This window comes from Oscillatoria salina IIICB1 (genome assembly GCF_020144665.1).
Taxonomy (GTDB): Bacteria; Cyanobacteriota; Cyanobacteriia; order Cyanobacteriales; family SIO1D9; genus IIICB1.
Window position 1 is genome coordinate 33698 of sequence record NZ_JAAHBQ010000045.1, and the last position, 20173, is coordinate 53870.

16 protein-coding genes are annotated in these 20173 nt (G+C 42.0%); 9 read left to right on the forward strand and 7 right to left on the reverse strand.

Features of this window, described 5'->3' with window-relative positions:
• Positions 1-103: 103 nt before the first annotated feature.
• Together G3T18_RS14670 and G3T18_RS14675 are read left to right on the forward strand one after the other, a co-directional pair.
• Positions 104-2416 (forward strand): hypothetical protein, encoded by a 2313-nt coding sequence (locus tag G3T18_RS14670; protein ID WP_224411313.1) that lies wholly within the window; start codon positions 104-106, stop codon positions 2414-2416.
• A gap of 188 nt (positions 2417-2604) precedes the next feature.
• On the forward strand, positions 2605-4182 hold the full coding sequence (locus tag G3T18_RS14675) for a thioredoxin-like domain-containing protein (RefSeq protein ID WP_318013980.1): 1578 nt from the start codon (positions 2605-2607) through the stop codon (positions 4180-4182).
• A 31-nt stretch (positions 4183-4213) separates the two neighbouring features.
• Here the strand turns inward: G3T18_RS14675 and G3T18_RS14680 are convergent, their stop codons facing one another.
• Both G3T18_RS14680 and G3T18_RS14685 read right to left on the reverse strand, forming a co-directional pair.
• Positions 4214-4963 carry a circadian clock KaiB family protein gene (locus G3T18_RS14680; RefSeq protein ID WP_224411327.1) on the reverse strand — a complete coding sequence of 250 codons (750 nt, stop codon included), beginning with the start codon at positions 4961-4963 and terminating at the stop codon, positions 4214-4216.
• 214 nt (positions 4964-5177) lie between these two features.
• Positions 5178-6533, reverse strand: a complete 1356-nt coding sequence (locus G3T18_RS14685; RefSeq protein ID WP_224411314.1) for a type IV pilus twitching motility protein PilT — start codon at positions 6531-6533, stop codon at positions 5178-5180.
• A 618-nt stretch (positions 6534-7151) separates the two neighbouring features.
• On the opposite strand from G3T18_RS14685, the gene G3T18_RS14690 reads away from it, so the two are divergent.
• The 3 genes from G3T18_RS14690 to G3T18_RS14700 all read left to right on the forward strand — a co-directional run bounded on the left by G3T18_RS14690 (position 7152) and on the right by G3T18_RS14700 (position 9924).
• Positions 7152-7526 carry a hypothetical protein gene (locus G3T18_RS14690; protein WP_224411315.1) on the forward strand — a complete coding sequence of 125 codons (375 nt, stop codon included), beginning with the start codon at positions 7152-7154 and terminating at the stop codon, positions 7524-7526.
• Between the two features lie 164 nt (positions 7527-7690).
• Positions 7691-8806 (forward strand): non-hydrolyzing UDP-N-acetylglucosamine 2-epimerase, encoded by a 1116-nt coding sequence (gene wecB, locus G3T18_RS14695; RefSeq protein ID WP_224411316.1) that lies wholly within the window; start codon positions 7691-7693, stop codon positions 8804-8806.
• A 116-nt stretch (positions 8807-8922) separates the two neighbouring features.
• Positions 8923-9924: a zinc-dependent alcohol dehydrogenase family protein gene (locus G3T18_RS14700; RefSeq protein WP_224411317.1), complete on the forward strand. Its 1002-nt coding sequence runs from the start codon at positions 8923-8925 to the stop codon at positions 9922-9924.
• 3 nt (positions 9925-9927) lie between these two features.
• Here G3T18_RS14700 and G3T18_RS14705 read toward each other — a convergent pair whose 3' ends face one another.
• Both G3T18_RS14705 and ilvN read right to left on the reverse strand, forming a co-directional pair.
• Complete coding sequence (locus G3T18_RS14705; RefSeq protein ID WP_224411318.1) at positions 9928-10758, reverse strand: CAP domain-containing protein; 831 nt, start codon at positions 10756-10758, stop codon at positions 9928-9930.
• A 128-nt stretch (positions 10759-10886) separates the two neighbouring features.
• Entirely contained in the window at positions 10887-11405 is a 519-nt protein-coding gene (gene ilvN / locus G3T18_RS14710) for an acetolactate synthase small subunit (RefSeq protein WP_224411319.1), read from the reverse strand.
• Between the two features lie 209 nt (positions 11406-11614).
• Here ilvN and G3T18_RS14715 point away from each other — a divergent pair, with 209 nt between their 5' ends.
• Positions 11615-11986 carry a phospholipid-binding protein gene (locus tag G3T18_RS14715; protein WP_224411320.1) on the forward strand — a complete coding sequence of 124 codons (372 nt, stop codon included), beginning with the start codon at positions 11615-11617 and terminating at the stop codon, positions 11984-11986.
• Here the strand turns inward: G3T18_RS14715 and G3T18_RS14720 are convergent.
• Positions 11983-12945: an alpha/beta fold hydrolase gene (locus G3T18_RS14720; protein ID WP_224411321.1), complete on the reverse strand. Its 963-nt coding sequence runs from the start codon at positions 12943-12945 to the stop codon at positions 11983-11985. The two genes, G3T18_RS14715 and G3T18_RS14720, sit on opposite strands and share 4 nt — an antisense overlap.
• Positions 12946-13139: 194 nt before the next feature.
• Here G3T18_RS14720 and infC point away from each other — a divergent pair, with 194 nt between their 5' ends.
• From infC to G3T18_RS14735, 3 genes are all read left to right on the forward strand, one after another.
• On the forward strand, positions 13140-13700 hold the full coding sequence (gene infC / locus G3T18_RS14725; protein ID WP_224411328.1) for a translation initiation factor IF-3: 561 nt from the start codon (positions 13140-13142) through the stop codon (positions 13698-13700).
• Between the two features lie 177 nt (positions 13701-13877).
• Positions 13878-16955, forward strand: coding sequence for an MFS transporter (locus G3T18_RS14730; protein WP_224411322.1), 3078 nt, complete (start codon positions 13878-13880; stop codon positions 16953-16955).
• A 52-nt stretch (positions 16956-17007) separates the two neighbouring features.
• Entirely contained in the window at positions 17008-17472 is a 465-nt protein-coding gene (locus G3T18_RS14735) for a Crp/Fnr family transcriptional regulator (protein WP_224411323.1), read from the forward strand.
• A gap of 265 nt (positions 17473-17737) precedes the next feature.
• On the opposite strand, the gene G3T18_RS14740 is transcribed toward G3T18_RS14735, so the two are convergent.
• Positions 17738-18082, reverse strand: coding sequence for a DUF433 domain-containing protein (locus G3T18_RS14740; protein ID WP_224411324.1), 345 nt, complete (start codon positions 18080-18082; stop codon positions 17738-17740).
• 394 nt (positions 18083-18476) lie between these two features.
• Positions 18477-19868, reverse strand: a complete 1392-nt coding sequence (locus G3T18_RS14745) for a cobyrinate a,c-diamide synthase (RefSeq protein WP_224411325.1) — start codon at positions 19866-19868, stop codon at positions 18477-18479.
• Positions 19869-20173: the final 305 nt, after the last annotated feature.

Genomic DNA, 20173 nt, shown 5'->3' on the forward strand with positions numbered 1-20173 from the left:
CTTACTTCAGCAAAAACTGCTTTTTCTAGAGAATAGGGTAGGAGGTGACACCGTATTCAGCTATATTGCCTATGGATAGGCTTGCATAGGAGAGGATCGCGTGTTGGCAGTCTACAAAAAAAAGCGAGTTAGAGCAATATTATCCTGGTTGTTAACAATAGTTTTGACCTGGGGTTTAGTTAGTTGTGGAGATCGAATCAAATCATCTGAGTCTTTTGAGACTCAACTAGGCTCTCCGACAACTGGAGAGAAACTTACAGAAGTGGCTCCTCCAGAGGTAATTCAACAATTAGGGAGAAAGCTGAATAAATACCGACCACAGGTAAGTATTCTCAGTCCGGGAGTCGATCGAGTTTTGCCAGATACTTCAGTAGAGGTAAAGCTTCAGGTGCGAGATTTACCTGTATTTAAATCTGAATTGGGAATTGGACCGCATCTAACGCTCATTTTAGATAACGATACCTATCAGGAAATTTATGACCTAGATCGCTCGATCTTGTTGAAGGATGTAGAACCTGGTACCCACACTTTACGAGTATTTGCCTCTCGTCCTTGGCATGAAAGCTTTAAAAATGAAGGAGCTTATACTCAAACCACATTTCACATTTTGACGAAGACAGGAAATAATGCTCCTGACTCTTCTTTGCCATTGTTAACTTACAATCAACCTTTGGGTAGCTATGGTGCTGAACCAATTTTGCTCGATTTTTACTTAACTAATGCACCACTGCATCTGGTAGCTTTGGAAAACCCGGAAGATGAAATTGCTGATTGGCGAATTCGGGTGACAGTCAATGGACAAAGCTTTTTGATGGATACCTGGGAACCAATTTATCTCAAAGGTTTTCATCCGGGACAAAATTGGGTTCAAATCGAGTTTCTCGATGAGCAAGGTCAAGTAGTAGTAGTAAATAACGGCACCTTTAACAATACAGTTAAGCTGATTAGCTACGAACCGAATGGAGCAGATCCCCTTTCTCAGCTAATCCGAGGAGAAATTTCTACGGCGATCGCTCAAAGTATTGTCGATCCTAATTATCAACCAGAACCAGTTCCTCAGCCAGAAGAAGTTCCAGAAACTATACCAGAAACTACTGAAGAACCTACATCTGAGGAAACCCCGGCAGTAATTCCACCCCCAAGTGAACAAGCAGCACCACCACCTGTGGTGACACCGGAAACACCTACTGAACCAGAAACCAAACCAGAAGTTATTCCACCATCAGTAGTGAAACCGGAAATAACTACTGAGGAAACACCCACCGAACCAGAAACCGAGGAAACCCCGGCAGTAATTCCACCCCCAAGCGAACAAGCAGCACCAACACCTGTGGTGACACCGGAAACACCTACTGAACCAGAAACTAAACCAGAAGTTATTCCACCATCAGTAGTGAAACCGGAAATAACTAGTTCTACTGAAACTGAAAAGTCAAAGAAAGGATTCTTTGGTCGCTTACTACAATTTTTCCGAAAAACACCAACTTCTTCATCACCAGAAGTTTTAGAATCTCCTTCTAGTGAGCCAAAATTAGAACCAGAAATTCCGATCTTGCCAGAAAAAACAACCGAAGCTATTGAAGAGTCTGGGGAAAATCTTCTCCCTAGTGAAGAAGTCGAGTCCACTACTTCTGAGTCAGTAGTTCCGACTCCAGCACCAGTAGCTAAACCAGAAATAGCTCCTGTGGCACCAGAAAAAACAACCGAAGCTATCGAAGAGTCTGGGGAAAATCTTCTCCCTAGTGAAGAAGTCGAGTCCACTACTTCCGAGTCAGTAGTGCCGACTCCAGCACCAGTAGCTAAACCAGAAATAGCTCCTGTGGCACCAGAGAAAACAACCGAAGCTATTGAAGAGTCTGGGGAAAATCTTTTCCCTAGTGAAGAAGTCGAGTCCACTACTTCCGAGTCAGTAGTTCCGACTCCAGCACCAGTAGCTAAACCAGAAATAGCTCCTGTGGCACCAGAAAAAACAACCGAAGCTAGTGAAGAAGTGAAGTCCACTACTTCCGAGTCAGTAGTTCCGACTCCAGCACCAGTAGCTAAACCAGAAATAGCTCCTGTATTACCAGAAGAAAACACCAAAGCTACAGAAGAATCCGAGAAGAATGCTGTTACCACTAAAGAAGTTGAATCTACTACTTCCGACTCAGAGGATGTAGTTCCAACTCCAGCACCAACAAAAGTAAAACCAGAGATACCGACTATACAGCTTAAGGAAACTAAAAAATCGTTGAAAGAGTCACCTCAATCAGGAAAATCTCAACTTCTTCCTGGGGAACCATATACCCTACCAGAGATAGTTGAAGATGCTCCTATTAAGGAACCTGTGGAGCCATTAGAAGAAATTGCTCCATTAAAAGAACCTCAAGCGACGGAAACAAAACCAGAAAATTCCCAAGAGCGATCGCCAGAGTAATTAATCTCTAACCTGGGCAGTAGAGCAAGAGCGCTCTGCTGCCCGCTCTCCTGAAAATTACCCAATAAATTAGCTATGGGATGTTTGTTTCATCAGGTAGAAGCAGCAAGGCTTTAAGTTTCGCTATTTTGGTCAGATAACCTTGACAAGTAACAAATTTAGTTTTTATCTTCTCTGAAAAAATTTTTATGACCATGACTCGCGTTAGAGCGCCTGAATTTCCGATCGACGCAACCTGGCTAAATACCAATCAACCTCTTACTCTCAAACAACTGCGTGGCAGCATTGTTCTGCTTGACTTTTGGACGTATTGTTGTCTTAATTGTTTGCACGTACTTCCGGATCTAAAGTATTTAGAGAAAAAATACCCCAATAGTTTGACAGTTATTGGTGTTCATTCAGCGAAGTTCGATAATGAAAAAGAAGCTGAAAATGTTCGTCAGGCAATACTGCGCTACGATATCGAGCATCCGGTAGTCCTAGATAGTAACTTAACGATTTGGGGACAGTACGCAGTGCGAGCTTGGCCTACCTTAATGCTCATCGATCCAGAAGGATATGTAGTTGGTTACTTATCTGGTGAAGGTAATCGCCAGGTTTTGGATCGTTCGATCGCGGAAATGATTCGCGAGATGGAAGCGAAAGGAACAATTAATTTTCCCCAACTAAGTTTATCTTTAGAAAAACAGCAACGTCCTTTGACAACACCTTTGGCTTTTCCGGGTAAAGTCTTAGCTGAGGAAGAAAGCAATGGCGGCGCCGAGCTTGCGGTACGCTGTTTTATTGCTGATACAGGTCATCATCGGATTGTAGTTAGTAATTCTCAGGGTGAGGTACTGCAAATAGTTGGTACGGGTAAGTCTGGTTTCCAAGATGGTTCTTTTGACGAAGCTGAGTTTGGAGCTCCTCAAGGTATGGCTTGGGATGGCGAAAAAGCTTGTCTCTACGTTGCGGATACAGAAAATCACGCGATCCGTTGTCTAGATTTTAATCGGAAACAAGTAAAAACTATTGCTGGAACTGGAGAGCAAAGTCGTAATATTCATCCTCAACAAGGAGAAGCTTTAGCAACTGCTTTTAATTCTCCTTGGGACTTGGAAAAGATCGGTGAGAGGCTTTATATCGCAATGGCTGGTTCCCATCAAATTTGGTCAATGGATTTAAACGCAGGTACAGTTGAAACTTATGCGGGTATCGGGAGGGAAGCTTGTTTTAATGGTTCTTTGACAGAAGCAGCTTTTGCTCAACCGAGTGGAATTACTACTGACGGTAAAGAGCTTTTTGTCGCTGATAGTGAAGTTAGTTCGATTCGTGGTGTGGGATTAATTGAACCCGCAAAATCCGCAACTGGGACTGGTGCTACCGCCGCACCAATTGTGCGTACTGTCTGCGGTAGTGGCGAACTTTTTGGTTTTGGGGATAAGGATGAAGAAGGTTTTGAGGTTCGCCTCCAACATTGTCTGGGTGTGGAATACGCTCAAAATTATCTTTGGATCGCAGACACTTACAACCATAAAATTAAGCGTGTTGACCCGAAAACTGGTATTTGTCAAACTTTACTTGGAGATGTCAGTTCCGGTAACAAGGATGGTTGTGGTACTGCGGCTCAATTTTCCGAACCATCGGGCTTAAGTGCTACTAGCTCTCATCTTTATATTGCTGATACGAATAATCACCAAATCCGAGTTGTGGAGTTAGCTACTTTATCAGTTAAAACTTTGCCGCTTATTGGGTTGTGCGCTCCTAGTGTTTGCCTGCCTAAATAAAATTTTCTGCAAATTTATTTGGTGCGAAATGTCAAACATTAGTGAGAATTTGTAACACTCTGGGTAAGTCATTCAGTTCGCCAACAATTTTGCGGACAGGTTGGGGAAAAACTCGTACTAAAGTTGGAGTAGCAGAAACTTGATTAATTTCAGCTTGTTCTGGGTGCTTAAAAATATCAATGACTTTCAGAGTATAAGGATAACGCAGTCCTTGTTCTAAAACTTGGTGTAAGCTTTCGAGAGTTCTTTGAGTGGGTGCATTTTGACCCGAAACGAACAAACGTAGCACGTAACCGGAAGATTTAAAATCTTGTGACTGGCTTAACTTTGAGATCTCGTCAGTGACAGAAACTTGCTTACTATTGTCTAAGCGTACAATCAAGTCTTGTGGTTCCCACAGTTGGGGAAATTGCTGTCTGTAGGTTTCCAAAACCATTGGACTACAACTTACATCTTGCCAAGGTGCTACTCGCCAAACTAGCTCATCAGTACCAAATACAGCGTTCAGAAGAATTTGATAGCGTTGTACGGGCGGATAAATTTCTGCGAGGGTTTTTACTTGTCGAGTTTGAGGATCTAACCAGCGATCTACTGTGGCTGTATATCCTGGTACTAAAAAATGTGGTGGTTCTGACAAACCAAGCAAATTTTGTAATCCAACACACAAGTTTAAGTGCCAACGACCTTGTTTACTGGGGTCAATACAATAAATTAAATCTCCCCCAGGTGTAAATAGGGCAATCCCTTTGAATAAATGGGGGAGAGAATTTTGAAATTGAATCAAGGCAACAAGCTGAACTGAGATAAGAACTGGAAATTTGGTGTTTGCTGGGGGCTTGCTTGCCACCAACTGGTACCTTTTTACTTTGAGCGTACTCTTTCGGAACGGTTAAGAACATTAAACAACATTATAGAAGATTTATCCCACGCCAAATCAGCAATTACGGCGTGGGCTTCTCGCTTATCCAAGCAAGCTAACTTTTGAAAACTTAATGCTAGATTCTGCCACGCAGCATCTGAGCCATTTCATTAGGTGTGGGCGATTTTTCTAAGGCAGTTTCCTCGGTAATACGTCCTTCTTGATAAAGGTTAAAGAGGGATTTATTGGTAGTAGTCATGCCATCGAATTCACCGTCTAGCATTAACCCTTCCATTCCTTCTACATCGTCTTTACGAATGTATTCCTTCATTGTCTCTGTATTAACCAAGATATCGTGATAAGCAGCTCGTTTGCCATCGGTAGTGCGGCATAAACCTTGAGAAATTACAGCCACAAGAGATTCAGCGATCGCTACGCGCATGGAATGTTGTTCTTCGGCAGTATACAGGTTGAGAATACGCTCAATGGTTTTAATGGCGCTGTTAGTGTGTAATGTTCCCATTACTAAGTGACCAGTTTGAGCGGCTTTTAAGGCGGTGTTTACAGTTTCTTTGTCCCGCATTTCCCCAACCAGAATAATATCGGGGTCTTCCCGCAAGGCTGCTTTGAGGGCGTTGTCGAATTTTAGGGTATTGGTGCCTACTTCCCTTTGTTTGATCAACGATTTCCGGCTTTGATGGACAAATTCAATCGGGTCTTCAATTGTGATAATGTGCTTGGGGTGGGTTTTATTAATGTAGTCAACCATTGCCGCCATTGTCGTTGATTTACCCGAACCCGTCGGACCTGTAACTAAAACTAAACCTTTATGAGCGTCGGAGATACTTCGGAAGACTTCTGGAAGCCTGAGTTGCTCCATTGTCAAGATTTTCAGGGGAATTAAGCGCAATACCATTGCTGGACCGGTCATGGTATCAAAGACGTTAATCCGGACGCGAGCAAATTCATATTGGGTGGCGCCGTCAAATTCCAGGGTGTCTTGAAATTGCCGCACTTGTTCGTCAGTCATGACTTCGTGCAGCCAACTCATGAAGGTGGGATCGTCGGTTTTGGGTAAATCTTCTTTAACTGTCATTTCACCGCGATCGCGGAACCGAGGTGTTTCGCCTACTCCTAAGTGAATATCGGAACATCCTTCTTCATGAGCTTGGTGGATAATTTGATCTAAAGTTGGTTGACCTGGCGAGCGCTCCGGTCCGCGAGCTACTGGTGTTGCTGGTGCTGCTGGTGCTGCCGCTTTACCGCTCCGAGGAGGCGGTGCTACACCCGGACGCGCCATTGGTGGTGGTATGGGTGGTTTTTTTGGCGGCATTGCTCTGGTTGCTTGTGCAGAGCCTGCTGAAGCTATCGCTCCATTGTGAGTTTTCCCAGACATGACCTCTGTATCTGTTGATGCTTCTTGAGCGAGCCGAGCTGCCATTGGTGGTGGCGGTGGGGGGGGAGGGGAGATGCGCTGACGCTGTTCTGGCATATTTAAACTACTACGCTATTCTACAAAGCAAATTTACTGACCATTGTATATAGTCTTCCCTAATCTGGAGTTTGAGTATCATTACTCTTGACCAGCTATCTGTTTCGGTGTTTCTTTTTTTCGATCGCTAATTACTCTCAATTTTTCCTCTTTAAAAATAGTTCATTGCGAACATTTAACTCTTATTTTTAACTTTCATGAATTCAATTATGAGAAATATCCCAGTTTTTGTTAAAAAATGTCAAGCAAATTTTCTTTAGCTAGAAGTGGCGTAGGCAGACTGTTCTGTAAAGGCGATCGCGTTCTTTTTCACTCACGGACAGAAGTTTTTCGCGACAAGAGACTCAATGCAGAGTAAGGCTATTTTGGGGCAATACTTCTATCTCAAGTAAGATTTTTCCTGTACTAGCTCGAAGAAGATAAGTCTTTACTTTACAATTCGATACGCACAAATTATTGACTTTGACTGTAAATTTTTTTTAAGAACTGCTCATCTTAACTAAGATTTTCCCTATACTGATTTTCACGTACTAATTTTTACAGTTTAGCTATTTCAAGCAAGACCAAGTAAAAGAAAATTGTTTAATTTACTGATGTGGAAAATAGGAGGTCAAAAATATGGAAATGTTACAAAAGCAGAATCTAGCAAAAACCTATTCTTTAACAGTGGTTAAAAGCTTTTTGGTTTGGAGTTTCACTTTAGGAGTTTGCTTGTTAGTTGTGGGCTTTCCTCTAGTCTTCTTGATGGCAACAATAGGCGTGCTTTCAGCGATTGTGTTGCAATCAGTATTACCAGCTAGCGCAGTTTTGCTAGTAGCAAGTAGTTTAATCGGCATTAATTTACTCTTAGTGATTGTTGGTGCAGCAGTGCTAACTCTCAAAGGAGTTCATCCTCAAGAAGTCAGTTGGCTGCACTGGCTGCACGGAAAAGGAAAAATTATTAATAATCCGATTTATGCAGCTTGTCCTTTGACTTGTGGAGTTATTAAATAAAATCAACTGCTTTTAGTGAATTGATTTTTGTCGTCTGATATAACTCAGTGCAGCCCGGTAAAAACCGGGTTTTTTCCTGTGTTTACCAGGGAAAGTAGAAAATAGGGTTGCTAAATGCCAAAATTTTCCTACGATTGGAAAGGTTTAAGATTGATAAAACGACAATGACAGCATCAGCCAACTCTATTTGTATTACTCTAGGAACTCGTCCGGAAGCGATTAAACTTGCTCCAGTGATTCAGCAGTTTCGTAACTCCCAGATGTTTCAAACTTATGTCGTCTTAACGGGACAACATCGAGAAATGGTCGCTCAAGTAATGGAATTATTCCAGTTAAATGCGGAGAGAGACTTAAAAATTATGCGCTACCAGCAGACACTAACAGATATTACCTGTCGGAGTTTGCAGGGACTCGAAACGGTGTTCAAAGAAATTCAGCCGCAAGTAGTTTTAGTTCAAGGAGATACGACGACTGCTTTTGCAGCAACATTAGCAGCTTTTTATCAAAAAATTCCGGTAGGTCATGTAGAAGCAGGTTTACGGACGGATAATTTATTTAATCCTTACCCGGAAGAAGCTAACCGTCGCTTAATTTCTCAACTCGCGCAACTAAATTTTGCTCCTACTTCCTTCGCAGTGGAAAACTTACAAAAATCGGCAGTTACTGGAGAAATTTATCAAACGGGAAATACAGTAATCGACGCTTTACTCACAGTGGCAAAAAAGCAACCTGAATGTAAAGTTCCTGGTTTAGATTGGGAAAAATATCGAGTAATGTTAGCTACAGTTCACCGACGAGAAAATTGGGGTAAACCATTAAAAGATATCTTGCAGGGATTTAAGCTAATTTTAGAGAAATTTCCGGATACAGCTTTATTATTACCGATGCACCGCAATCCGACGGTAAGAGAACCGATTAAAGCTTCCTTAGCCAATCATCCGAGAGTATTTTTAACCGAACCTCTTGATTATGCAGAACTGGTTGGTGCAATTCAACGTTGTTACTTACTTTTAACTGATTCTGGTGGTTTACAGGAAGAAGCACCAAGTTTAGGTAAACCCGTGTTAGTTTTGCGCGAAACTACTGAAAGACCCGAAGCGATCGCTGCCGGAACTGCTAAACTGATCGGTACTGACTCAGATAAAATTTTAGCCGCCGCGAGTAAATTACTCAGCGATACTACTGCTTATGAAAAAATGGCGACAGCAGTTAATCCTTTCGGCGATGGTCGCGCGGCTGAGAGAATTTTACAAATAGTAAAGCAGTTTTTGGCTAATTAAATTCACTAGCGATCGCTCTTGCCACAAGTTACATAAAATTAGACAATCGAGCTGACCCCGATTGTGAATTTAACTAGCTTAAATTCAGCTACAAAACAATTTCTAACTTAGGGAAGATGAAAGCGATCGCGATGACTACTCCGGGCAATCCTGATGTTCTCCAACTTCAGGAAATGCCTACACCCCAAATCAAACAACCTACTCAAATCCTTGTCAAACTTAAAGCCGCAGGAATTAATCCTATTGACACCAAAATAAGGAGTAGAGGTACTTTTTACCCCGAACAAATGCCTGCTATCCTCGGCTGTGATGGTGCAGGAATTGTTGAGGAAGTAGGTTCGCAAGTGACTAATTTTGCTCAAGGGGACGAAGTGTATTTTTGTCAAGGGGGTTTGGGCAAATTATTTACTGGTAATTATGCCGAATACGCTGTCGTTGACGAAAAATTTGTCGCCCACAAGCCTAGTAATCTTTCTTGGGCGGAAGCTGCGGCTGCGCCCTTAGTTTTGATTACCGCTTGGGAATCACTTTACGATCGCGGGCGCTTGGAAGCAGGGCGGAGAGTCTTAGTTCATGCGGGTGCTGGCGGAGTCGGTCACGTGGCTATACAATTAGCTAAACTACAAGGAGCCACGGTTTGTACCACGGTTGGCAGTCAAGAAAAAGCCGATTTTGTCTCTGGTTTAGGCGCAGATTATCCGATTTTCTACAAAGAAACCGATTTTGTTGAAGCGGCTTTAGACTGGACAGAAGGAGAAGGAGTCGAACTTGCTTTTGATACCGTCGGTGGCGAAAATTTTGTGCAAACTTTCGGTGCAATACAACTTTACGGCGATTTGGTGACTTTATTGCAACCCAGTGCAGAAACAAATTGGAAAGAAGCGCGATCGCGTAATTTACGCATTAGTCTCGAATTGATGCTTACTCCTCAGTTAACTAATAATATCGAAGCACAACAAGAACAAGCGAAAATTCTCCAACAATGTAGTCGAATGTTCGAGCAAAAAAGGTTACAAATTCACGTTGCAAAAACCTTTCCTTTACAAGAAGCTGCTGCCGCACATAAGCTACTCGAATCTGGTTCGATGATGGGAAAAATTGTCCTAATTATTGATTAAATTTCACGGATAATCAACTTCATCCGGTTGCTTTTCCACATTCCGCCAAAACTCTAAACCTTCTTCTCCTGTCGTACACTTTCCACCGCCAAAATTCTCTTGATTAACGCCAAAGAAAGTGCAAAAATTTTTGTAGCAACCGATCGCTCCTGCTTGATGGTTGGGAAACAGTAAATTATATCGATGTCCGCGACTATTCATCCAACCATCAACAACTTCAGTTATTTTCGGTAAAGTGGGTAATTGCACTTTCTTGTCAGTTTCGACTCCATTAATTACGGTATAATACGCCTGCATTGAAATATTTTCTGCGACAAATTCCTGACTGGAAAAACCATATTCCTTTTGCAGATCTTTAGCACAAGTTCCTTCAGGAGTGACATGGTCAAAATAATCTCGCTTATACATATCTTTCGAGCGAGCTACAGCTAAATTATAAGCTCGTTCGTCCCAATTTAGTTTATTTCTACCGTGTATTTCTCTCAGCAGATTAACATAGGTAAATCCTAGTTGACATTCAGCCTTTCTTTCTGGTGGAATCGCTAAAAGTCTTTGAATAAAATTAACTTCACTAATATCTTTGTCTTCCCAAAGATCGTTAGTATAGGAAGACTGGAAAGAAAGAATTAGCGCTAAGAAAATTAGGGAAAAACCGAGAAAAACTTGAGAATTAAACTTTTTGAAACGAGGTAAAAAACGGGGCTTTCGGTAATTGCGACGATAACGAGATTTAGGCGATTTTTGTTCGGAAATCAAAGAAACAAGACTAACAACAAGCACCCCAGCGATACCCACTAAAAGAAAGATAGTGGCGTTAATTAAGAATTCAACCATATTTCTGCACCGCTACTTTCTTTTAGTTTGCCCAAATTACTTTGGGATTGTCACAAGCGATCGCTGTTTCTTTTTCCATAGAAATTTTTTTACCAGAAAAATGTTTTTTTGTCAAGAAAGCTAACTATTTAAACTTTAGCTTCCAGAGACTTAAGATACTCAGTATTAACACCCGACTCGCGAACCAGAGCAATTTTACCAGTACGAGCAATTTCGCGAATACCGAACTTATTAAGCATTTGGATAATTGCCACCATTTTACCGGGATCGCCGACCACTTCAACAGTAAGTGTATCTTCAGAAATATCAACCACACGAGCGCGAAAAACATGAACCAACTCAATAACTTCTGCGCGGTTAGAAGTAGTAGCATTAACCTTAATCAGCATTAACTCACGTTCCACACAGGGAATAGTAGTCACATCCTGTACTTTAAGAACATTGATTAACTTGTAAAGTTGTTTAATCAACTGTTCGATCGTGCGATCGTCTCCATTCACGACCATAGTAATCCGAGAGATCTCCATTTGTTCAGCCGGACCAACAGCCAAACTTTCAATATTAAAGCCACGACGCGCAAACAACCCAGCAATTCGAGTCAAAACGCCAGCTTCATCTTCAACTAAAACAGAAATAGTGTGTTTCATGGTATCAATTAGTAAAACTTATAAAAAGACAAACTATTTGTAGATGTAACTTACTATGATATCGCTAGCCATCGATCTCGCCAAATTATTTATGGAGATATAAACATTTATCAAGAAAAACTGAAAATCTTCTTAGGGATATAGATACCTTCCCGGATTCAACCCCCATAATAGAAAAGTCCATTCAAGAAATTAGGATAAACACAGTTATGGGTTGGTTAAAAAGAATTTTTAACTTAGTCAAACCAGGAAGTAAAGAAGCTGAAGAAGCAGGTTCTGGAGCTACAGTAGTGCAAAATGCCTCAGTTAGCCCCACACCCGAAAAAGACGATATTCCTCCCGAACGAGTAGGACTAAGTGGTGAATATGACCAAAGCGGGCTAGCAAAACGAGTAGTGTTAGCTTTTGACGAAGATCCTGACTTGGATGACGAAGAAAGACTCTGGGTAGCTCAAACTGGCACTACTGTAGTGCTAAAAGGCGAAGTATCTGACCAAGCAACACTTGACAAAATGGTTTCTACAGCCAAAGGTGTAAATGGTTGTCAAGCTGTGGACACATCCCAAGTCCAAGTTGGTTAAAAATCGGGAGTAGTAGTTACCACCAAATCAGGTTCAGTTTCCCTCGTTACCGGAAACTGAGCCTGTAACCAAGCAAGTAAAATCTGATTAAACTGTTCGGGACATTCATCGTGAGGACAATGACCGACATTATCCAGTTCAACTAACTGAACTTGAGAATTGAGTGTTGCAAACTGATGAGCCAAACTAGAAGGAACCATGCGGTCTTGACGACCCCAAATTAAGAGAATGGGAATCGAGAGATGAGGTAATAATACCTTAACTGGCGGGGCAAAATTCGGACTGCTAATGGCTCGAAACAAAGCAGCAAAAGTCCTCGAAGCACCTCGATCTTGAGCCGGAGTCGCCAGAATTTCTACTAATTCCGGATCGATCGCCGTAGAATTAGCATAAGCGATCGCTGCCCATCGACGAATCACCCGACGAGTTCGCAGCAACCGAAACAAAAGTTTTAGCACTGGTGGCGAGGCTACAGTTCTCTCAATTCCCATAACCAGAGGCTGTAAAGGCTTAGGAATCGTCTCTTGACGAAGAGTAACATCCGGAAGACTCAGTAAAACCACGCCTTTAACCATTTCTGGATAAGTCGCCGCCGCCACTAGACAAATCAGCGAACCAATCGAGTTACCCACAAGTACCACTGGTTGTTGAATAAAAGTTCGCCAAAAATCATAAACTTGTTCGAGCCAAAGTTGGCTATTATACTCTACGGGAACTTTTTGCGATGCCCCGAAACCTAATAAATCTAAAGCATAAACCGTGTGTTGGCGACTTAAGTCGGGAAAATTTTTCCGCCAGTGTTCGATAGAAGTACCAAAACCGTGTAAAAGAATTAAGGGCGTACTTGAGTGCGGATTGTCTAAATCTGCCCGCAAATAAGTATAGCGAGTCTGCCAACCTCGCCAAACCCAATCTCGCTGAGAACCAATACGTTGCTGCCAATGTCCAAACCCAGTCACAGAAAGCCTCTAACTAAAAAAAGTTGCTACTGCCTTTATTTTATCAAGACCGAATCTAACCTCAGTAGCGTAAACACGAAGGTAAAAGTTTGCTAAACTACATCAATCTTCCTCAAATCGAAAGTTAAGTTAACAATATGTACAGAAATTTGTCAAACTCAGTAGAATGACAAGTAAACACAGTTTTATTTTCAATTAGTTTACCAGTCACCGCGAAATATAAGCCTGTGAGAGATAGAAAACGCTATCGGGACTTACCCCAAATTAATGACAGAATCCGCTTTCCCAAAGTACGAGTTATCGATACTGATGGCTCGCAGATTGGGATTATTTCTCCTGAAGAAGGAGTGCGGCTTGCTGAAGAAAAAGAACTAGATCTAGTCTTAGTCAGCGAAACTGCCGATCCTCCGGTTTGCAAAATCATGGATTATGGCAAATACAAATACGAAAAGGAGAAAAAAGAACGAGAAGCCAAGAAAAAGCAGCACAACGCTGACGTCAAAGAAGTGAAGATGCGTTACAAAATTGAAGACCATGACTATAACGTGCGTGTCTCTCAAGCCGAACGCTTTCTCAAATCCGGAGACAAGGTGAAAGCAACAATTACTTTCCGAGGTCGAGAAATTCAACACACCGATTTAGCTGAAGAATTGCTTAAACGGATGGCAACTGATTTGCAGGAGCTAGCAGAAGTGCAGCAAGCCCCCAAAAGAGAAGGTCGTAACATGATGATGCTGCTTTCTCCGAAAAAATGATCGCCCGTCAGTGGTCGCTTGGCGAAGCACTTGTGCCACAATCTCTTTGTAGGAGCTTTGTAGAGACAAGCCAAGGTGCGTCTATACGGCGGCACGGGTGCTTCGTTCTGATTTCGGTCAGTTGGCTCTGCTTTTCTACTGACAACTGACGACTGACAACTGACAATTGACAAAAAAATGAAACTGCAAACACGCGGAAGAAGTAGGAGTGACTGGGGACAGAGACTCCTGCGATGGGTGAATCTCCGACCAGAGGAAGGCGAACGAACATTTTTAATGTTCGCTTTTTATACTGCGACCTCAATAGGGCTGCTGTGGCTAGAACAAACTGCGGTAGCTTTATTTTTGGCTCCCTATCCCGACGGATTTGGGACGAAATGGCTGCCGATAATTTACATTACCAGTGCTTTGATGGGGTCGGGGCTAGGATTTTTATATTCTTGGCTGCAAAGTTTTTTGCCAATGCAAACAGTATTAGTGGCGATCGCTGTTTTGATGGCATTGCCTCTAAGTTTATTTCGTTTTGGCTTATCAATTGAATACGGGATCGTGTCCCTCGTCACCGTATTTATTTTGCGGCTGTGGATGGATGCTACGGATGTTCTCAATGACCTTAATTCGCAAGTTGCTGCAAATCAACTGTTTAATATTCGGGAAATTAAACGCACTTACCCACTAATTTCTAGTGGTTTACTAATTGCCGATGTAATTTCCGGTTTTTCTTTACCTTTGTTGTTGCTGACAATTGGTTTGAAAAACGTTTTGATTGCGGCTACGGTAATGATAATTGTGGGATCTGTAACGCTTTTTTATCTCACGAAACGCTACAAACACGCGTTTCCTGATTCTCCAGTGCGAGACTTAGAAGAGCTACAGGAAAGTAAGGGAACTCGTAGCACTTCCAGTCCTTTAAAAAAATATATTATTCCCCTCTTTGCTTTCTTTGTTTTAGGTGAAGTTCTGTTTCTGTTGGTTGAATTTGAGTATTTCGGTCAACTGGAAGTTAATTTAGATACAGGGGAAATAGCTGGATTTTTGGGCTTATTTTCTGGTATTTTGGGACTTTGCGAACTGGCAACGCAGTTATTTGTTTCTAGTCGAGCAGTAGAACGTCTGGGTGTGTTTGTTGCCGCGATGTTTTTACCTGTATCTTTATCGATTTTAGGCTTAGTTACGTTAATTTTTGATACCAGGTTCGGGACTTTTACGTTTCAAGATGCGGAAATTTTGTTTGTTGGTGTAATAATTTTAAAATTTATCGATGAATTGTTACGCTATACGTTAATTGCTGGGATTGAACCAGCTTTATTTCAACCGATTCCCGAACATAGTCGCGGCTCAATTCAAGCATTTGTCCAAGGAGTTGCTGAACCTTTGGCGGCGGGACTTACAGGTTTAGGAATTTTAGCGACAATTGCGCTTATTCATTGGGGATTTCCCGAAGAAGTAGAAGAGACTCAGCGACAAATTCAAAGTGGGGTATTTATTTCCGCGATCGTGCTGTTTTCTTCGATTTGGGCAGCTAGTGCTTGGCTACTGCGTTCCAGTTATTTAAGCTTGCTCGTGCAAAGTGCTGCTCAAGGACGTTTAAAAGCTTTAAATGTGGATTTGAAGGCTTTTAAACGAGCAGTTTTAGAAGCATTAGAAGAACGAGAAGCGGAAGCAGATAAACGTTCTTGTATTCAATTATTAGAACAAATCGATCCCGCAGGATCGGGGGAAGTTTTGGCTCCCTTATTAGTGAATTTTTCTCCAGCATTGCAACGACAAAGTTTAAAGGCAATGTTGAAGTATCCGAATTCAACTTATTTGCCTTATGTCCAAAGATTGATTGCAAGCAAGCCAAGTTTAGAAGTATTATCTTTAGCATTGCGTTATGTTTGGTTGTCGCAACCTGAGTTAGATACGCGCAATTTGAAACCTTATTTAAGCGATCGCGTCGATCCAATGCTACGGGGAACGGCGGCAGGTTTAATGTTAGCAAGGGGAAGTAGAAGCGAACAAGTAGAAGCAACAAAAGTTCTCGAAAAAATGCTGAAATCAAAACGAGAACGAGAACGCGCGATCGCTACGGGAGCTTTGCAAGAAAAAGATAAGTTAGAAGACTTGGGTAAGCTGGCGAATTACCCGGAAAAAAGTAGCGATCGCTATTCTAATTCGGCGATCGCTACTTTGGTTCGGCTTTATGTCCCTAAATTATTACAAGATGATTCCGCGCGAGTGCGTTGCGCTTTACTGGAAGTTATTGCTGTTAAGCGTTTAGAAGAATATTACCCTTCCTTAATTAAAGGACTTTACTACAAAACTACTCGCGAGGCAGCAAAAAACGCTTTGCAGGAATTAGGTAACGAAGCGTTACCACTTTTAATAGAATTGTTACAAGATCCCCGCGAAGACAATTTCGCCAGTTTACAAGCAGGAAAAACGATCGCGGCGATTAATACTCCCGAAGCCAAAGAAGCACTCGTTCAACAATTACTGAGTAGCTGGGGAACCACGCGCCGCAATCTCTTGCGTATTCTCCTAAAAATGCCCGAAGAGGCAGGTATTGAAGCCGTGAACGAGCAAATCGGACGTAGCGGTGTCGAAACGATGGTTGACCAAGAACTGCTCTTGCTCGGTCAAATTTTAGCAGCTATGTTGGATCTGAACTTAGAACAATTATCCGGGATCGAAGTCGATTTGCTCAAAAGTGCCTTAGAAGGTATGCAAGCTGATATCTTCGAGCGTTGTTTCTTACTGATGAAGCTACTGTATCCATTTGGGGCTATTCAAGCAGCAATTTTTAATTTAAACTCAGATTCACAGGCAAATATCGCTTTGGGTTTGGAAATATTAGATAATACTCTTGACATCCCGCAAAAACGGGTTTTTCTGGAAGTTCTCGACCGTCCGAAAACGAGCGACAAACTGGTAGCATTATCGCAAATAGTTCCCTATCAGCCGATGTCAGCCAGCGATCGCTTGCGTCGCTTGTTAGAGTTTCGTCATTTTATTTCCGACTGGTGTTTGGCTTGTTGTTTTTATTTAGCACGTCAGGCACACTGGAGTTTAACTAGGGAAGCTACTTTAGCTTGTTTGCGTCATCCGACGGGTTTCGTTAGAGAAGCAGTTTTGGCTTATTTGCGAGAAGCGAGTCCCCGCACTTGTTTGGAGTTGCTGGCTGTGCTAAGAAACGATCCCGATCCTTTAGTTAGCGCTCAAGTTGAACGCTTACAAACTGAGTTAGAGTCTGAGCTTCCCCATACAATTTAAAGTGTCCGAGTTTTTTGTCTTGTGATGAGTAACGACAGAGAAATAAACCAAAATGTTAAGTAGCTTCGAGCGCTTATTATTTATCAGACGTGTCTCAATTTTTCAGGAATTGCGAGACGAATTTTTAGTACAACTCGCTTCCGCAATGGACGAGGTAGCATTTCCTGTCGATCATACAATTTTTGAGGAAGGAGAAGAAGGGCGATCGCTCTACATCGTCGTTTCCGGACGAGTAAAGGTTCATTTGGGCGATCGCGAACTGGCACAATTAGAGAAGGGAACCTTTTTTGGCGAAATGTCGTTGTTTGACGCGCAACCTCGCTCCGCATCCGTAACTACCCTTGACAAATGCGACTGTTTGACACTCAACCAGCTACAATTACAGGACGCGATCGAAGAAACTCCAGAAATTGCTGTTAATATTACTCGCGCTCTTTCTCGCAGGATTCGGGAATTGAATAGTAAGATTAATGCTTACGAAGCGCAACTACAAGCTGGTAATTATAGTAAGGCTTAAACCGCTTGTGGTTGCGTTTTGGCTTTTCAGTTTTTCTGGGAAAAGCCCGATAATTAATCATCATTAAATACTGTAGTGCGAGCATCTTTATTGCTAGATAAAAAGCTAGATAAAAATCATCTTTTTTGCTGGATAAAAATCATCTTTATTGCTAGATAAAAGCATCTTTTTTGCTGGACAAAAATCATCTTAACTTGCTAGATAAAATCATTTTTTTTGCTGGACAAAAATCATCTTTCTTGCTGGATAATTAATTAAATTTGGTCTAAGATATTGAAGACTCATGAGTTTGTTGTTTCTTTTGGGCAGCTTTAATATCCATTAATCGCTTAATTCCAGGAGGAGGATTTTTACGTTGTTCTTCTCGCATTTTGTGACTCCACTCCAACCAGTCAGCTATGTATTGACTGACTTTGCTTTTTTCGTGGTGGTAATAAAGAATTGTCGCATAAACTTGTTCTAAAGTGATAGTAGGATAGGTTTGAGCAATTTCTTCCGGCGTGCGTGCATGATAAATGTAATCATATAAAATAGTTTCAATGCCGACTCTTGTACCTTTGAGTCTAATGTCATCAGGCGCAAGAAATTCAAAGTAATCTTCGAGTTTCATGAGTGAATAAAAAGATTGAGATTATCTTAGAAGTATAAATTTCAGCCGATGGGCTAGTTAACGGAAGTAGTGCTGTCTAGTTGAGTTATAGTTAACTTATGGTCGAAAAAAAATTCTCACTATAAGACAACAGTAAAGTAAAAATCATCTCAGCATGACAATCAAGACTGTTAACCCAAATTATAACTTGTGATTATGACCCAGTTTAACCTGTCATTCTTTTAAAGCGAAGAATCTCCGTAGAAGTTAAAACGTAGTCTAGAGATGCTTCATTTCGCTAACGCTCCATTCAGCATGACATTTTTTTTACGAAAATTAATTGTCAGTATTGAAGCAAATTTTATTTGCCGAACCCGTAAACGGGCGGCTACACGAATTAGGTCCCCTTCGCGGGCTAATTTTTTTGAGTTTCAATAAGGGTCGAATTGTGACAATTGATTAGGAATTGTTGGGGGATTTGTTGGTGGGTGCCGAAGTGTAAATGTAGGTAGGATGCGTGGAGATTTTTTTGGGTAAATCCTTCGAGAATTGCTGGTGTTTGGGGGTGATATGTGGTAACTTTAAAGAGTGGCTTTTGGGTTGTAATTTTTAGCCGCGAGCGATGAAATTCGTGTCCTGTAATTTGGGTTCCGGCGGGAAATAAAAATGTGTTTTCTAAGGCAGTGGCTTGACGGTAGCCGAGGGTTAGTTTTTTACTCATTACTGCTTTGTTTGGTAAGATTCCTACCATGTCCCAGGCTTGACCGTCGAAGTCAATAATTTGCTCGCATAAGTACATTAAGCCACCGCATTCTGCGTAGGTGGTAATTCCGGCTGCAATGGCTTTTTTGACTGCGTGACGTGCGTTTTTGTTGTTAGCTAATTCTGAGGCGAATACTTCAGGAAAACCGCCGCCAAAGTATAATCCTTGTATTCCTGGTGGTAGTTTGGTATCGGCTAAGGGACTCCAAAAAATTAATTCTGCTCCGAGGGCGATGAGGATGTCGAGGTTATCTTGATAGTAGAAGTTGAAAGCCCGATCGCCTGCCACCGCAATTTTGATTTTATCTTTTTTTGGCTTCCCCCCAACCCCGCTTAACAAGGGAGGAGTTGGAGTTAGCGGTGTTGCTTTTAATAATGGCAGCAATCGCTCCCAGTCAAAATGCTCTTCAGCAAGTGAGTTTAATTGGTCAAATAATCGCTGCATCCCCGGAATTTCGGCGGCTGGAACTAAGCCCAAATGCCTGTCAGGGATGCGAATACACTGTTCGCGATAAAAAACGCCCAAAATAGGTAAATGTAGTGGTTCTAGGGCATTTTTGAGTAATTGTAAATGCCGATCGCTGCCAACTTGATTTAACACCACACCAGCAATTTTAACTCTAGGATCGAAAGTACGGAAACCATGCGCGATCGCAGCGATCGATCCCGACAACTTACTACAATCCAACACCAACAAAACAGGTAAATCGAGTAACCTAGCAATATGAGCCGTCGAAGCAAAATCACCCACTTCACCCCAACTAATCCCATCAAACAAACCCATCACACCCTCAACCAAAGCATAATCCACATCCGAACTATGACGAGCAAAACACTGCTGCACATAAGCTTCACTCGTCAAAACCGGATCTAAATTACGACAAGGGCGCTTAGTAATTGCCGTATGAAACATAGGATCGATATAATCAGGACCCACCTTAAAAGCTTGCACCGGAAAACCACGATCGGACAAAAAAGCCAGTAAAGCCAAAGTCACCGTCGTTTTACCAACCCCAGAACAAGATCCCGCAATAACTAAAGTCACCTTTACCCCAACCCCTCTTGAGAATACCTCGATAATCAATAAAAATAGCCCAGTACTGTTTGAGCGTGGCGAAAAGTTGCTCAATACGCTAACACCAGCGATACCATTCAATTATCTTGAGGGCTTGTTCAAGACCGAAAATTTCATGACATGAATCAAAATCGGGTTATTCATCTAGACTCTCATTTTTGAGCTTTTTGGGGCGATCGCCTCTGCTTCACATTTTAGCTTTGTGAGCGGGAAGCAGAGGCGCTTATCCGCTCTTGAAAGCGATGAGATGATAAGGAAAAGGGAGATACAGAAGC

Bases quoted from the DNA above. Each gene is read 5' to 3' on its own strand.
- G3T18_RS14675 (WP_318013980.1), top strand. From the start codon at position 2,605: ATGACCATGACTCGCGTTAGAGCGCCTGAATTTCCGATCGACGCAACC.
- G3T18_RS14685 (WP_224411314.1), bottom strand. From the start codon at position 6,533: ATGCCAGAACAGCGTCAGCGCATCTCCCCTCCCCCCCCACCGCCACCA.
- G3T18_RS14690 (WP_224411315.1), top strand. From the start codon at position 7,152: ATGGAAATGTTACAAAAGCAGAATCTAGCAAAAACCTATTCTTTAACA.
- wecB (WP_224411316.1), top strand. From the start codon at position 7,691: ATGACAGCATCAGCCAACTCTATTTGTATTACTCTAGGAACTCGTCCG.
- G3T18_RS14700 (WP_224411317.1), top strand. From the start codon at position 8,923: ATGAAAGCGATCGCGATGACTACTCCGGGCAATCCTGATGTTCTCCAA.
- G3T18_RS14705 (WP_224411318.1), bottom strand. From the start codon at position 10,758: ATGGTTGAATTCTTAATTAACGCCACTATCTTTCTTTTAGTGGGTATC.
- ilvN (WP_224411319.1), bottom strand. From the start codon at position 11,405: ATGAAACACACTATTTCTGTTTTAGTTGAAGATGAAGCTGGCGTTTTG.
- G3T18_RS14715 (WP_224411320.1), top strand. From the start codon at position 11,615: ATGGGTTGGTTAAAAAGAATTTTTAACTTAGTCAAACCAGGAAGTAAA.
- G3T18_RS14730 (WP_224411322.1), top strand. From the start codon at position 13,878: ATGAAACTGCAAACACGCGGAAGAAGTAGGAGTGACTGGGGACAGAGA.
- G3T18_RS14735 (WP_224411323.1), top strand. From the start codon at position 17,008: ATGTTAAGTAGCTTCGAGCGCTTATTATTTATCAGACGTGTCTCAATT.
- G3T18_RS14740 (WP_224411324.1), bottom strand. From the start codon at position 18,082: ATGAAACTCGAAGATTACTTTGAATTTCTTGCGCCTGATGACATTAGA.